The following is a 14,876-nucleotide window of genomic DNA, read 5'->3' as shown; positions in this document are numbered from 1 at the left end:
GGCCGGGTGCCGGCGCTGCGTTCAGCCGCCGAAGACGACGCAGGACCAGCCGACATGGGTGCCGGTGCCGACGCGGATGTCCACGGTCGCGACGATGTTGTTGTCCGGCAGTTGGACAGCGGCGAGCGTGTGCCTGCCCACGGTGGTCGGGACCCAGGTGAAGAGGGCGACGCCTCCGGTCGGGGCGATGCCGCCGAGCGGGACGCCGTTGTCGTAGAAGAACACCGGGTCGACAGCCTCGGTGAGGATGGCCTCCAGCGTGTACGCGCAGCCGGTGCCGTAGTTCGTGGCGAGCCCGTAGGCGTTGTCGGGAAAGACGCCGAGCTGTCGCACCGCTGCGCCCGCGGTCGGGGTGGCGAAGGTGATGGCGGCCATCGCCGTCATTAGCGTCGCCGCACCGGCCACCGCACGCAGACGACGGCGTGCTGTGGTGGCTGTCCTGGTTCCGATGGTCCGGTAGGTCGTCATTCAAGTCCTCGCCGCTCGACGCTGGAGCCCGAGCGTCGGCGCGATACTTCGAATCGTCGATCTACCAGGGCATATAGTGTGCGCAAATCACCAAGTAGAACCTGTCTGGGCAGTTGCGCCGTGCGAACGATGATATCGGCTCGACCGCAGCTCAGCGGCCCGATCGCCCAGGCGATTCGTCGAGATTGCCGCAGGTCAGCCGCGCGGACTCGGATCGACACGGTGAGCGGGACCGCGCAGCGCCGGCGGCGGGGATGCGCCCTGATCGACTATCGACGAGCCCGGCAGCTCACCGTCACTGGTCATTCCGAAGTGGCAATGCACCGCTGCGCGGCGTGCAGGATCGCCTGCTCGGCACCCCGGCTGATGCGACCGACCAGGTCTGCGGCGGACTCGAGCCCGGTGATGAGATCGACGGCCTCGCCTGCCCACACCGGTACGTAGTCCGGGTCCTCTCTTTCGGCCGCATCTCGATATTCCTGTAGCGCAACGGAATCACCAGCCAGTTCCGCCTCGCGGCCGTGCCAGCGGTCCAGGAATACGTTGCGTAGGGTGCGGGCCGGATACTCGGCGGGCCACGGAGACCCCCGCGCGATATCGAGGGCCCGGTTGCGCTCGGTGTCGCTCGCCCGTGCGGCGACAATCGCTTTGGCTTCCGCCGCCGAGATCAGTGCCTCATGGGTCGCCTCGAAACGGGTTCCGATGAGCGCACCCGCGGCGCCCAGGGTGAGCGCGGCGGCGAGACCGCGACCGTCGGCTATGCCGCCTGCGGCGAGCACCGGCGTGCCCGCGGCCAGGTCGACAACGCTCGGCACGAACGGCAGCGTCGCCCGAGCACCGCAGTGCCCGCCCGCCTCGCCACCCTGTGCGATGACCACGTCAGCTCCCGCATCGAGCGCGCGGCTGGCCTCGTCCATGGTGGTCACCTGCACCAGCAGACGGATTCCGGCGTCGCGGATCATCGCGGCGTACGGGGCCGGGTCACCGAACGACAGCATGATCGCGTGCGGGCGCCGCTCGACTACCGACAGCACGATGTCGCTGTCGACCGCCCAAATCAACAGGCCGATGCCCCACGGCTTGTCAGTACGGGCGGCAGCAAGCCCGCATTCGCGATCGAGCCACTCGCGATCACCCCCGCCGGAGCCGATCAACCCGAGCCCGCCCGCCTCGGACACCGCCGCCGCCAACACCCCGCCGGCCACACCACCCATCGGCGCGAGCACGATCGGATGCTCGATCCCGAACATCTCGGTCAGATCCGTCCGCAACCCCATCACCACCCCTTTCCGTTCCCCATCCCAACCTACTATCCCCGGCGAACGGGACACAGTTGCGGCGAACGTCGAGAAGGCCCCGCCACCATGTCCCATTCATCCGGTCCGGTCAGTGGATCCGGGGTGCGCTAGCTGTACTGACCTGAGAGGTTAGTAACGCGGCTAGCGGGCGGGTGGCCTGCGAGTGCGGTGTGGCCGCGGTGGTGATTGTAGGTGTGGAGCCAGGTGGTGAAGGCTGCGCATCGTTCAACATCGCTGCGGTAGAGCCGCGCATAGGCCCACTCGTCGGCCAGGGTGCGGTGGAAGCGTTCGACCTTGCCGTTGGTTTGGGGCCGGTAGGGACGGGTGCGTTTGTGGACCACCGGCCCTAGGGCCTCGGCGAAGGTGCGGGATCGGTAGCAGGACCCGTTGTCGGTCAACACCTTTCGGGTGATGATGCCGTTGGCGGTGAACCAGGCGTTGGCGCGTGCCCAGAACGCGGCGGCGGTTTCCTTGCGCTCGTCACCGAGGAGTTCGGTATAGGCCAGCCGGGAATGATCATCGAGGGCAGTGTGCAGGTAGTGGTAGCCGTGCATCGGGTTGCCGTGAACATTGTTGACCCTGGTTAGCTTGTGCGCCTGGGAATTTCGGTTGCCAGCGGAACGGCCGAGCTTGCGCCAGCCACCGCCGTCGGGGATCTTGCCGAGTTTCTTGACGTCGATGTGGATCAGATCGCCCGGGGCATCGTGTTCATAGCGGCGTACCGGTTGGCTGGTGGCGCGGTCGAGCCAGCGCAGCCGTGCCAGCCGGTAGCGGGTCAGGACCCGGTGCACCGTCGAGGGATGCAAGCCCAGTAGGTAGGCGATGCGGGCCGGTCCCCATCGGCGCAGCACACGAACTTTGATGATGCGGCGTTCGGTGCGAGTCGGTGTCCGGCGCGGGCTGTGATGTGGTCGCGAGGACCGATCGACCATGCCCGCCGGGCCCTGCAGGCGATAGCGACCCGCCCACCTCGACGCGGTGGTGGCCGAGACCTGGAACCGTTCGGCCGCCCGGCGGAGCGGCCAACCTTCATCGACGACACAACGAGCAAGACGCAACCGGCCCAACTCCGTGAGCGGGGCATTACGGTGAGACACGAAGACCTCCGACAGGTGAATGCGTTCCTAGACAGCTCGCACTTCACTCGGAGGTCTTCGCCATGTCAGCTCGCCACGCCGTCACCAACGTCCATGGTCAGTACAGCTAGCCGATCATCGCTGGTGCACGAATCGCTCGGGCTGGAGTCGACGTTCAGTTGACTCCCGGCGATTCGAGTACGGCCATGGCCGCGTTGTGGCCGGGGATGCCACTGACACCGCCGCCGCGCACTGCGCCTGCGCCGCAAAGGAATACGGTCCGGTGTCCGGTCGACACGCCCCAGCGGGCGGCGGGATCGTCGTCCGCGTCGTCGGCTCGGTACGGGAAGGCCAGGTCGCGGTGGAAGATGTGGCCGCCGGGTAGGCCGATCTCGTGTTCCAGGTCGAGTGGGGATTTCGCCTCGATGCACGGGGAACCGTGCTCGTCGAGGGCGAGACAATCGGTGATCGGCTCGGCGAGTACCGCATCCAGTTGTGCGAGAGTGGCCTGCACCGCTGCGGCCTTCGCCGCCTCGGGGTCGGTGTCGAAAAGCCTGGCAGGCGTGTGCAACCCGAACAGGGTCAGCGTGTGCAGACCGGCGGCATCCGGCGCGAGGATCGAGGGGTCGGTCAAGGTGTGGCAGTAGATCTCCGACGGTGGCGCGGAGGGGATGTGCCCACCGGCCGCTTCCCGGTAGGCGTGGTCCAGTTGGGTATACGATTCGGCGATATGGAAGGTCCCGGCGAATGCCTCGCCCGGATCGGTGGCCGCGTCACGCAACCGCGGTAGCCGGCGTAGGACCATGTTCACTTTGAGTTGGGAGCCTTCGGGTTTCGGCTGATCGGGCTCGCCGAGCAGGCGTCGCAGCTCGTGCGGCGCCGCGTTCACCAGCACGTGGCCCGCTGCCACCGCACCGTCGCGGAAGCGCACTTCGGTCGTGACGTCATCGGTTTCGACGGCCGTCACCTCGCAGTCGGTGACCAGTTCGGCGCCTGCGGCACGAGCGGCGACGGCGAGTGCGTCGGTGAGCGCGCCCATACCGCCGATCGGCACATCCCAGTCGCCGGTGCCGCCACCGATCACGTGATAGAGGAAGCAGCGGTTCTGGCGCAGCTCCGGATCGTGTGCGTGCGTGAAGGTTCCGATGAGCCCATCGGTGAGCACGACACCCCGCACCGTGTCGTCAGCGAACTCCGCCTCGATCGTCTCCCCCAGCGGACGCTCGAACAACGCCGACCAGGTGGTGGAGTCGCCGACGATGTCTTGCAGTTGCGCACGGGTCGGCAACGGCTCGGTCATCGTCGGGAACACGCGTTGTGCGAGCACACCCGTCCGTCCGTAGAACCGCTGCCATGCCTCGAAATCGTGATCGGACCCGGTGAGCCGCTGGAAGCTCTCCCGTGTCCGAGCCGCCGACCCGGTGTCGATCAACAACCCGCCTGTACCCACCGGCGTGAACGAAGAGATCCGCCTGCGCCGCGTCGCAAACCGCAATCCCAACTCCCGCACAATCTGCTGCGGCAACAAACTCACCAGATACGAATACCGCGACACCCGCGCATCGACGCCCGCGAACACCCGCGCCGACACCGCTGCACCACCGGTGTAAGCCTGCCGCTCGAGCACGAGCACCGACCGCCCCGCCCGCGCCAGGTAGGCAGCGGCCACCAACCCGTTGTGACCACCACCGACGACAACCACGTCGTAAAAGGAACCGGTCGGCTTCATACGTCCTCGATACCACGAATCGCGGACCTCGGACCTGATATGCACGAGCACGGCGGTGAGTCGTACTGGACAAGAACCCCGGCCTTCGACAGCCGCAGTCGCACACGCCATCGCACGCACAGTCGCCATCACAGCTGCGCCCTGCGCACCCGCGAACTATCGCGAAGGGCACGGTATTGACATCCTGCTTCCTCTGCAGCGACGATCTCGGCGACCACGAGCACCAACTCCGCTCCCCCACTCCGGATCGCCGGGAGCTGCGCGCGCAACTGCCTTCGCATCGAATTCCTGGGTCCACCTCGAGAACTCATTCGAATTATCCATCAGAACCTCCTGCACCCGGCCGGATCCCCGCCGAGCAGACGATCGGCCCGTTCAGGCTCCTTCTGCCCACAAACCCTAGGAACCGGTTGCGCAGATCACCGGCTCATAGTGTGGAAGTCCTGTGGAGACCCCGACCACCAGCCCGTCGCCCACCGACGCTGTGAAGGCGGTGCGCGCTCCTGGGTAGACAAGGCGACAGGTAACAGGCGCGGGTCGATCGTGAATCCGCCGGGTTTCGATGTTTTCCTGCGATTGACCAGCGTTCGCTTCACACTTATCTTCTGGCAAACGCCGTATGAGGGCAGCGTTTTCACCCGGGAGCAAAAATGACCGAAGCCCAATCACCGCAATCCCCAACACCGTCGGACGACGAACGCAGGCTCGCCGAACTCGGTTACAAACAAGAACTATCCCGATCCTGGTCCGGATTCTCGAACTTCGCCATCAGCTTCACCATTGTCTCGATCTTGACGGGCGGATTGGCCAGTTACGGAATCGGTCTGGCCAACGGTGGACCGATCACCATGGCCTGGGGTTGGCCGCTGGTCTCGGTGATGGTGTTGTTCGTCGGACTTGCCATGGCCGAGTTGGCCTCCGCCTATCCGACTTCCGGCGGCCTGTACTGGTGGGCTTCGGAGCTCGGCGGCCCGGTGTGGGGATGGTTCACCGGCTGGTTCAACCTGATCGGCCAGATCGCGGTGACCGCGGCCATCGATTACGGCGCGGCCATTTTCACCACCGCGGTGCTGAATGTCATCGGCATCGACATCGGAACCGATCGCACCGCGATTTTTCTCGTCTACATCGCCATTCTGGTGCTGCACGCGGTGCTGAACGCGATCGGGCCGCATCTGTCGGCGGTGATCAACAACATCTCGGCGTGGTGGCATGTCGGCGGGGTGGCGATCTTCGTCATCGTGCTCGGGTTCGGCGCGAGCCACCACCAGAGCGTCGGGTTCGTGTTCACCGAAACCGTCGACAACAGTGCGGTCGGCTTCGGCGGGGTGGCGTTCAGCTTCCTGCTCGGTTTGCTGCACGCCCAATACACGTTCACCGGTTACGACGCCTCGGCGCACATGTCTGAGGAAACGCACGACGCGGCGCGCACGGCGGCGAAGGGCATCATCAACACGATCCTCGTCTCGGCCGTCGCCGGGTATCTGCTGATCATGGCGGTAACCTTCGCGATACCGAATCTCGACGACGCGCTGAATCCGGAAAAGAACAGTGGCTACCCGGTGATCTACATTCTGGAGAATTCGCTGAATTCGTTCTGGTCGGGGCTGCTGCTGATCATCGCGGCTATCGCCCAATTGTTCTGCGGATACGCCTCGGTGACCTCCGCGTCGCGCATGCTTTTCGCGTTCTCTCGCGACGGTGCGGTGCCGGGATCGGCGCTCTGGAGCAAACTTTCGGCCCGGAAGGTGCCGGTGAACGCGGTGCTGTTCATCTCCTTCTTTGCGTTCGTGCTGCTGATTCCCTCGATGCTGGTGCCTGCGGCGAATGCGCCGACCGCGTACGCGGCCGCCACCTCCGTCGCGACCATCGGCCTCTATATCGCCTATGGCATCCCGATCCTGTTGCGACAGTGGCACGGCAGCAGATTCCGCACCGGCCCTTGGCAACTCGGCCCCTGGTATCGGCCGGTCGGCGTCGTCGCACTGGTATGGATCGTGTTCATCAGCCTGCTCTTCATCCTGCCGACCGATGACCGCGGCTACCCGTGGAACAGCGAATTCACCTGGAACACCGTGAATTACGCACCGATCACGCTCGTCGTCGTGGTCGGCGCGATCGGGATCTGGTGGTTTGTGTCGGCCAGGCGTTGGTTCACCGGACCGAAGCGGACAGTGGAAGACACACCACCGCCTGCCGGAGTCTCCGAAGACGAAGCACCTGTCACCGCCTGACCCAACTCGGCCCGCCGACCCGGGTAGACACCTGCGGCGCCGCTTCGGTGGCGCAGTGGACACCAGGGGCGGCGGGCCTTGTGCACCACCCCTACCGTCGCCCCGACTACTCCGTACTCGACACCTTCCACTATATTGCAGTTCAAGTGCAATAGCGCCTAAGGTGGGCTACTAGGCAGCAATCTCGCATGCGGTTGCTCGCAGCCGATCGGATCGAGACAGGAGATCGGCAATGGTCGACGATGATCGCGGGAACGCGGGCGGCAAGCCAGGAGCGCGCGTATCCCGACGTGGAGTGTTCGGCGTCGGCGCGGCGGCACTCGCCGCGGCGGGAGTCGGCGCCGGGCTGACCGCGTGCGGCGACTCGGACGAGGTGCACCCGTCCTCGTCGCCCACCGACCCGTCCGGACACATCGCCGACGCGAACCGGCAGGTCTCGGCCACCATGCCGTTCTCCGACACCGCCGACTTCGCCGATGCCGATCGCGGCTTCGTCGCCGCGCTCGAGCCCGGTGTCGTCAAGGACGCCGCCGGAAAAATGGTGTGGGACAACGATTCCTACAGCTTCCTGCGTGATCCCTGTCCACTGTCGGTGAATCCGAGCCTGTGGCGACAGTCCCAACTGACCGTCAAGCAAGGGCTCTACGAGATCGCACCCGGCTTCTATCAGGTCCGCGGCCTCGATCTGTCCAATATGACGCTGATCGAAGGCGATACCGGGGTGGTCGTCATCGACCCGCTGATCTCCACCGAGACCGCGGCGGCCGGTCTCGCCCTCTATCGCGCCCATCGCGGAAATCGCCCGGTCACCGGCCTGATCTATTCGCACGCACACGTCGACCACTTCGGCGGCGCCATGGGCGTCACCACCAAGGAAGACGTCGCCGCGGGACGCTGCCCGGTGCTCGCGCCGTCGGGCTTTCTCGAACACGCGGTGGCGGAGAACATCTACGCGGGCACCGCGATGGCGCGGCGGGCCGCCTACATGTATGGCGCCGCCCTGCCGCGCGGACCCAAGGGGCAGGTCGGAACGGGTCTCGGCCAGACAACCTCGATCGGAACCACCACTCTCATCGACCCGACCGTCGACGTCACCCACACCGGTCAGGAAGAGACCATCGACGGGGTGCGCATGGTGTTCCAGTTGACACCGGGCACCGAGGCGCCCTCGGAGATGAACTTCTACTTCCCCGACCGCCGCATCCTCTGCATGGCCGAAAACGCCACGCACACCATGCACAACATCCTCACACTGCGCGGCGCGCTGGTTCGTGACCCGCACGTCTGGTCGAGGTATCTGACCGAGTCGATCAACCTATACGCGCGCAACTCGGACGTGGTCTTCTCCTCGCATCACTGGCCGATGTGGGGCACCGACAAGATCGTGGAATTCCTGTCGCTGCAACGGGATCTCTACGGCTATCTCAACGATCAGACGCTGCGACTGCTCAACCAGGGTTACGTCGGCAGCGAGATCGCGGAGATGATCCAGCTGCCGCCCGCGATTGCCGCGAACTGGTCGACCCATGGCTATTACGGCTCGGTGAGTCACAACGTCAAGGCGATCTATCAGCGGTACATGGGCTGGTTCGACGGCAATCCCGCACACCTGTGGGAACATCCGCCGGTCGAATCGGCAAAACGGCATGTCGAGGCAATGGGTGGCGCGAACGCGGTGTTGAAGAAGGCGCAAAAGGCTTACGACGCAGGCGATTACCGTTGGGTCACCCAGATGGTGAACTACGTGATCTTCGCCGAGCCCGACAACACCAAGGCAAAGCACCTGCAGGCCAGCGCCTTCGAGCAACTCGCGTACGGCGCCGAGAACGGCACCTGGCGCAACTTCTACCTCAGCGGCGCCTACGAGCTGCGCAACGGCCCCTTCGGCACCCCGACCAAGGCCAATGCGCAAGGGATGCTGTCGGCGCTCACTGTGGACCAGGCCTTCGACGCGATCTCCCTGTTCCTCGACGGGCCGAAGGCCTGGGACATCGCCCTCGTCGCCGACTGGCGCTTCCGCGACGCCGACAACCGCGTGCAACGAACCGAATTGCGCAACGGTGTCCTCATCCACTACCCCCGCACCGCCGGGGACAATCTGCCCGCACCGGACGCGACCGTCACTCTGACCAGGGGCGCGTTCGCCAAGACCATGCTCGCGGGCGCGAGCATGCAAGAGGCAGTGATGAAGGGCGACATCACCGTCGAGGGCAATATCGCCGCGCTGAAGCAGTTGTCGGGATTGTTCGACAAGCCCAACCCGAACTTCGCGATCGTCGCCCCGTAGATCCGTGCGGCAGCCCGAGCCGTTGCGGTCCAGACGACGGCGCGCCTACCGATGCGCGAACGCTCCATTTCGATCGACAACATGCGAAATACCTTCGGATCAAGGAAGACTGAGAGCGTCGGCGACAGCGCCGCGCCGGGTCGCCATGAGCCGGCCGCCGCCTGCGTCGGCGACAGGTCAGGAGGTATTCGGCGGTGGACGAAATGCGGGCGCAATTCGGCGTGCTCGGCCCGGTGGAGCTGCGGATCGATGGCGTGGCCCAGAATTTGGGCGGGCCGAAACAGCGGGCGGTATTGGCGTATCTGGTGCTCAACGCCAACCGGCATGTGTCGGTGGAGGCGCTGGCCGAGGCGGTGTGGGAGGGCAATCCACCGCCGGATGTGCAGGTGAGCCTGCATGCCATCGTGTCGAATCTGCGGAAGCCGATACGAGATGCCGGCCTCGATGCACGGCCGTTGCTCGCGCATGTCGGGGCGGGCTATCGGGTCACGGTAAGCGAGGATGCCGTTGACGTGTACCGATTTCATGCGCTGCGCGAGTCGGGGCGACGGGCGCTGGTCGCCGGGAGTTTCGCTGCGGCAAGCGAATTCCTGACCGACGCACTCGGGCAATGGCGTGGGCCCGTCCTTGCGGACCTGCGTGGGCTCGGATTCGCCGACACCTATGCCGCCGCCCTCGACGACGAGCGGATCGGCGTCATCGAGGCGCGCGCCGAGGCCGATATCGCTCAGGGCGATGTGGATACGGTCGTCTCCGGGCTGACGCTACTCGTGGACTCCTACCCGTTGCGAGAACCGTTGTGGGAGAAGCTGATTACGGCACTATATCTGAGCGGCAGGCAGTCGGACGCCCTCGAGGCGGTGCGGCGAATACGGGTGCGACTGGCCGAGGAACTCGGCATCGATCCTGGCCGGACCCTTCGTGAGTTGGAGGCGCGCATAGTGCGGCAGGAGCCGCTCGACGCCCGCCCGGTCGCGGCCGCCGCCGTCTTCCGCGCGACCACGATCATCGATCAGGACTCGCACGAACACCAGGCGTTTCTTCGCGATCCGAGCGGGCGTCGATACCAGGTCAACGGCCCGTTCACCCGGATCGGACGGTTGCGGCACAACGACATCGTGCTCGAGAGCGCGAAGGTCAGTCGCCACCATGCGGTGATCGTCAGCAACGGCCCGGCGCACGTCATCAGGGACCAGATGTCCTCCAACGGTGTCTATGTCGACGGAGTCCAAGTGATGGACAGCGCCCCGCTCGCCGACGGCTCCATCGTCCGTATCGGCGACACCGACCTGCTCTTCATGCTGGTCCCCCTCGACCCGCCAGCGCCGTAAGTGCAGCCGAACCATTGGTGTTTCTCGAGAACTTGATCGGCCGCGTCCATCCGGGATTCGTCACAGGTGATCCGCTCGATGGCCGGTGGAACTCCAGCCCAGCCGCCACAGTCGCTCGAATCCGTCCAGCAGCAGATCGAGCGCGAATTCGAACTCGAACTGGTCGTCGCAACCGGAGCCTACGACGGAATGCCGGTCGTGATTCGCGCTCGCGATCTGCATGATGTGGGGGTAGCGGGTCGTCATTTCACCGAGCGCGGGCCGCTGCGGATCGAGGTCCTGGGGAGCGTCGAACAGTTCCTGGCTGAAACCGAATATGCGGCTTCCCAGCGCGTGCATCACGTGGTGGGTGAGGTCGACCGAAAGACCACCCGCCAGGAACGTCCCGATCATCGAATCCATGTACGCCATCACCGTCGGCGTGGGCGTCGCACGCGACTCGATCACGCGCGACGCCCACGAGTGCCGTAGCAACGCGCGCCGTGCCGCGAGAATTCGCTGCCGGACCGCGGACTTCCAATCGACTGCCGGTTCCGGCGAACCGATCTCCCCGACGATGACGTCGACCATGCCGCCGAGCAGTTCCTCCTTGTTGCTGACGTGTTTGTACAGCGCCATCGGCACCACGCCGAGTTCTTGCGCGAGCGTGCGCATGCTGAGGGAGTCGATGCCGGCGTCGTCGGCGAGCGTGACCGCGGCGCGCAGCACCCGGTCTCTGCTCAATGGGGTGCGGCGCGCTTGCGTCTTGTCGGCCAACCGATCCTCCTCTTGACGAGGTGTACATCGTACACCTAGCATTCTCGAACATCCCGGTGTACGTCGTACACCTTGGTCGCGATGGAGGAGTGCAGATGAGCTCGACGAGGACGGCGGCAGTGACCGCAGGCGTGTTATTCCTGATCACAGAGGTCACCGCCATGGCGGGACTTGCGCTGTACCAACCGGTCCTGCACGACACGGACTACATCGTCGGTGCGGGCGCCGACGATCGCGTGCTGATGGGCGGGCTCGCCGAGCTCATCCTTGTTGTCGCCGTCATCGGCACCGCGGTCACGCTGTATCCCGTCCTGGCACGGCACAACCACAGCGTGGCCCTCGGCTACGTGTGCGGCCGTCTGCTGGAAGCCGCTGTCATCACCGTCGGCATCATCAGTGTGCTGTCTGTGGTGACCTTGCGACAGGACCTCACGGGAACCGGCCGCCACGGCGACACCGCACTGGCGACCGTCGGCAAAACCCTTGTCGCCATCCATGATTGGACTTTCCTGCTCGGCCCCAACGTCATCCTGGGAGTCAACAGCCTGCTGCTCGCCACTCTCGTGTACCGATCCCGGCTCGTGCCGCGCTTGCTTGCCATGCTCGGTCTCGCCGGCGGCGCGCTCATCTGCGCATCGGCGACAGCCGTCATGTTCGGCCGCTACGAACAGATCTCCGCCTGGGGCACGGCCGCGGCGCTCCCGGTGTTCGCATGGGAAGTCGGACTCGCCGGGTATCTGATCGTCAAGGGATTCGAGCCGTCGCACGATTCCTCGTCAGCGCAACCGCAGACGGCACCATCGGCCGCCTGAGCCGTACCGGCCGACACGGTGCGCCGTAGCCTGATGCCGAGAGAGCTCTTCGAAGGAACAGCACCCATGCCCGACCGAACAGGTGACAGCACGCCGGATGTGGTGGCGATCCTGCGCCGCTGGCAGGAGTCCGGCGCGGTGTGGCGGGTGATCGGCCGACGATCCGGCAGGGTGACGGTCGGCCTTTACGATTGCACCGGCGGCACGGAGGTCGATCGCCTCACCACCGCCGACGCGGCCGTGCTTCGTTTCATCGGCGATCGCCACAGCAGCGAGGGTTGAGCTGCTCAACGGCCGGACCGGGGACATACTGCCGCCGTACTGCCGCCCTGGTTGACACCTTCGGCGAGTCGGCGTGTACTCAGGCACCTGAGCATTCGTCCAGCCAGTCGCACCGGTGCGACCTCCGTCGCGCTCGGTGTCCGGGACCGAGAGGAACGTGATGAGCGAGGATACGAGCGCCCGCACCGAAGGACTCGCCTTCACCGGGGTCGCCGAGCAGGCCGAGGCGATCCGCTCGGGTCGGGTGTCGGCGGTCGAGCTGACGCGACAGACCCTCGCCAGGATCGAGCGGCTCGAGCCGCGGCTCAATGCGTTCACCAGGGTTCTCGGCGATCAGTCGCTGGCACAGGCCGAGGCCCTCGACGCACAGCAGGCGCGCGGTGATCAGCTCGGGCCGCTGCACGGCGTGCCGATGGCGATCAAGGACGAAGTCGATGTCGCAGGCGTCCCCACGACTTTCGGCGGCGCAGCCATGACGACACCCGCCGCGGCCGACTCCGAGATCGTGCGCCGGCTGCGGGCCGCCGGTGCAATCATCGTCGGCAAGACCGCGTTGACGGAGTTCGGCACCTGGCCGTTCACCGAGTCGGCGGCGCACGGCTACACCCGCAACCCGTGGGATCCGACGCGCACGCCGGGTGGCTCCAGCGGCGGCTCCGCGGCCGCCGTCGCCGCGGGCATTGTCGCGGCCGCCACCGGCGGCGACGGCGGCGGCTCGATCCGGATACCTGCGGCGTATTGCGGCCTGTTCGGGCTGAAGCCGCAGCGGGGACGGGTCAGTACGGCGCCGCACCGCGACCTGTGGCGGGCGCTGGGCACCCTGGGAGTTCTCACCAGAACGGTCGCCGACAGCGCACTGCTCTACGACATCATCAGCGGCAGCGGCGCGGCCGACCGCTGGCAGGCTCCCGACCTCAGCTTCGCCTCGATCGAGCCGGCGACCCCGCTGCGAATCGCGGTGACGCTGCGCTCCGCCGTGCCGGGTATCCGGCCTGACCCGGAATGCGTTGCGGCAGTGCGCTCGACCGCGGAGGCGCTGGCCGAGCTCGGCCATCACGTCGAGGAGTTCAACCCGCATTACCCCGATGTGGCATCGGCTTTCTTCCCCCAGTTCCTCGGTGGGGTCCGTGAGGAGGCCGTCCGGGTCGATCGCCCGGACCTGCTCGAACGACGCACCCGCACGGTCTCGGCCATCGCCCGCGTCCTCGCACCGCAACCGGTCCTGCGCTGGGCCGAACACCGCGGTGAACAGCTCGCCGCGACCATCAATCAGATCTTCGACACCTACGACCTGTTGCTGACCCTGACCATGCCGCACCTTCCCGCGCCCATCGGCAGGCTCGACGGCGCCGGCGTCCTGCGCGCGCTACAACGCAGCGTCCCGATGACCAGCTACACCGCCATCTGGAACGTCTGCGGCAACCCGGCCGCCTCCATCCCCGCAGGCTGGTCGAGCACCGGACTACCGCTCAGCGCCCAAATCATTGCCCGCCCCTACGACGAACTCGGCATCCTGCGCGTAGCCACTCAACTCGAACAAGCCCGCCCGTGGGCCGACCGACGACCCGACGTCGAACCGATTGTGCCGTGACGCCGGGCGGTCGAACACGAGCTTCGTTCCACCGGATCACTAGATCAGATCGAAGCAACCCTTGGCACCAGTCCGGCAACCTGCTCGGTGAATTCGATCGGGTTCCGATCGGGCATGATGTCGAGTTGCTCGATGCCCAACGCCGCGAACTGCTCGGCCGCTTCCAGGAAGGCGTCGGGGCTGTCGAGAACCGGCTCGACGTACACCGCGGTCTTGCGAATACTCTCGTAGTCGCGCCCCTCCGCCTCGCAATGCGCCCGCAGGATATCGAGCTTGCGTGTTACCTCCTCGAGGTCGGAGGCGAAAAGGTTGCAGGCATCCGCGTAGCGCGCCACCAGCAGCAGGGTCTTCCGCTCGCCGCCGCCACCGATGAGGATCGGCGGCCTCGGGCTACTCAACGGCGCAGGGACACAGAGGGTTTCGGCGAGTTGATAGTGCTCGCCGTCGAACGGCCCGTTGTTGTCGCTCCACATCTGCAGACAGATCTGCAGCGTCTCCTCGAGCCGTTCGAACCGCTCGGCCATCGGGACCACCGGCACTCCGAGCGCGAGCTGTTCGCGCTCGTACCAGGACGCACCGATTCCCAGCTGTGCGCGACCACCCGACAATACGTCCAGCGTGGTCACGATCTTTGCCAGCAATCCGGGGTAGCGGTACATCACGCCGGTCACCAAGAGCCCCAACCGCATGCGCTCGGTGACCGCTGCGACATACCCCAGGGTCGTGTACCCCTCGAGCATCGGCTCGTCCGCGGTCGCCCGATGCTCCATCTGAAGGTAGTGGTCCATCACCGTGAATTGCGAGAAGCCGCCCTGCTCGGCAATCCGCGCGGTCTCGGCGAGCGTGTTGGCGATCAGCCTCGGCTCCGCCGGATGCGAATAGTTCCAGTAATGCAGTCCGAGTTCCATTCGTCTCCTCTGTGTGCAGACGCGTCAACAGTTCGGTCCTTGAAGACCTTGTCACATGACGAAGCCCCTCTGACCAAGAAGTCAGAGGGGCCGCAATTCAGGCG

At 66.0% G+C, this 14,876-nt stretch carries 12 protein-coding genes; 6 read left to right on the top strand and 6 right to left on the bottom strand.

Annotated features, from left to right (window positions below; all coding sequences use genetic code 11):
• Positions 1-21 precede the first annotated feature (21 nt).
• The 4 genes from OHQ90_RS19860 to OHQ90_RS19845 form a co-directional block, all read right to left on the bottom strand.
• Positions 22-468 (bottom strand): hypothetical protein, encoded by a 447-nt coding sequence (locus OHQ90_RS19860; protein ID WP_328399582.1) that lies wholly within the window; start codon positions 466-468, stop codon positions 22-24.
• A 302-nt stretch (positions 469-770) separates the two neighbouring features.
• On the bottom strand, positions 771-1,745 hold the full coding sequence (locus OHQ90_RS19855; protein ID WP_328399580.1) for an NAD(P)H-dependent flavin oxidoreductase: 975 nt from the start codon (positions 1,743-1,745) through the stop codon (positions 771-773).
• A 128-nt stretch (positions 1,746-1,873) separates the two neighbouring features.
• Positions 1,874-2,863: an IS481 family transposase gene (locus OHQ90_RS19850; RefSeq protein WP_328399578.1), complete on the bottom strand. Its 990-nt coding sequence runs from the start codon at positions 2,861-2,863 to the stop codon at positions 1,874-1,876.
• A gap of 154 nt (positions 2,864-3,017) precedes the next feature.
• The gene (locus tag OHQ90_RS19845) at positions 3,018-4,571 is read right to left on the bottom strand and encodes a phytoene desaturase family protein (RefSeq protein ID WP_328399573.1); all 1,554 of its coding nucleotides are present in this window, start codon (positions 4,569-4,571) and stop codon (positions 3,018-3,020) included.
• Positions 4,572-5,221: 650 nt separating this feature from the next.
• On the opposite strand from OHQ90_RS19845, the gene OHQ90_RS19840 reads away from it, so the two are divergent.
• The 3 genes from OHQ90_RS19840 (at position 5,222) to OHQ90_RS19830 (ending at position 10,423) form a co-directional block, all read left to right on the top strand.
• On the top strand, positions 5,222-6,805 hold the full coding sequence (locus tag OHQ90_RS19840; RefSeq protein WP_328399571.1) for an amino acid permease: 1,584 nt from the start codon (positions 5,222-5,224) through the stop codon (positions 6,803-6,805).
• Between the two features lie 445 nt (positions 6,806-7,250).
• Complete coding sequence (locus OHQ90_RS19835) at positions 7,251-9,092, top strand: alkyl/aryl-sulfatase (RefSeq protein ID WP_328412955.1); 1,842 nt, start codon at positions 7,251-7,253, stop codon at positions 9,090-9,092.
• Positions 9,093-9,295: 203 nt separating this feature from the next.
• On the top strand, positions 9,296-10,423 hold the full coding sequence (locus tag OHQ90_RS19830) for a BTAD domain-containing putative transcriptional regulator (protein ID WP_328412953.1): 1,128 nt from the start codon (positions 9,296-9,298) through the stop codon (positions 10,421-10,423).
• 60 nt (positions 10,424-10,483) lie between these two features.
• Here OHQ90_RS19830 and OHQ90_RS19825 read toward each other — a convergent pair whose 3' ends face one another.
• Positions 10,484-11,179 carry a TetR/AcrR family transcriptional regulator gene (locus OHQ90_RS19825; protein ID WP_328399569.1) on the bottom strand — a complete coding sequence of 232 codons (696 nt, stop codon included), beginning with the start codon at positions 11,177-11,179 and terminating at the stop codon, positions 10,484-10,486.
• Between the two features lie 95 nt (positions 11,180-11,274).
• On the opposite strand from OHQ90_RS19825, the gene OHQ90_RS19820 reads away from it, so the two are divergent.
• The 3 genes from OHQ90_RS19820 (at position 11,275) to OHQ90_RS19810 (ending at position 13,864) form a co-directional block, all read left to right on the top strand.
• Positions 11,275-11,991, top strand: coding sequence for a DUF4386 domain-containing protein (locus OHQ90_RS19820; RefSeq protein WP_328399567.1), 717 nt, complete (start codon positions 11,275-11,277; stop codon positions 11,989-11,991).
• 66 nt (positions 11,992-12,057) lie between these two features.
• Positions 12,058-12,273, top strand: a complete 216-nt coding sequence (locus OHQ90_RS19815; RefSeq protein ID WP_328399565.1) for a hypothetical protein — start codon at positions 12,058-12,060, stop codon at positions 12,271-12,273.
• 160 nt (positions 12,274-12,433) lie between these two features.
• Entirely contained in the window at positions 12,434-13,864 is a 1,431-nt protein-coding gene (locus OHQ90_RS19810; protein ID WP_328399563.1) for an amidase, read from the top strand.
• Between the two features lie 44 nt (positions 13,865-13,908).
• On the opposite strand, the gene OHQ90_RS19805 is transcribed toward OHQ90_RS19810, so the two are convergent.
• Positions 13,909-14,772, bottom strand: coding sequence for an LLM class F420-dependent oxidoreductase (locus OHQ90_RS19805; RefSeq protein ID WP_328399561.1), 864 nt, complete (start codon positions 14,770-14,772; stop codon positions 13,909-13,911).
• Positions 14,773-14,876: the final 104 nt, after the last annotated feature.

The sequence above is a fragment of the Nocardia sp. NBC_00403 genome (genome assembly GCF_036046055.1).
In the GTDB taxonomy this organism is placed as follows: Bacteria; Actinomycetota; Actinomycetes; order Mycobacteriales; family Mycobacteriaceae; genus Nocardia.
Note: the sequence above shows the minus strand (reverse complement) of the source record. Positions and strands in the feature narration are given on the sequence as shown.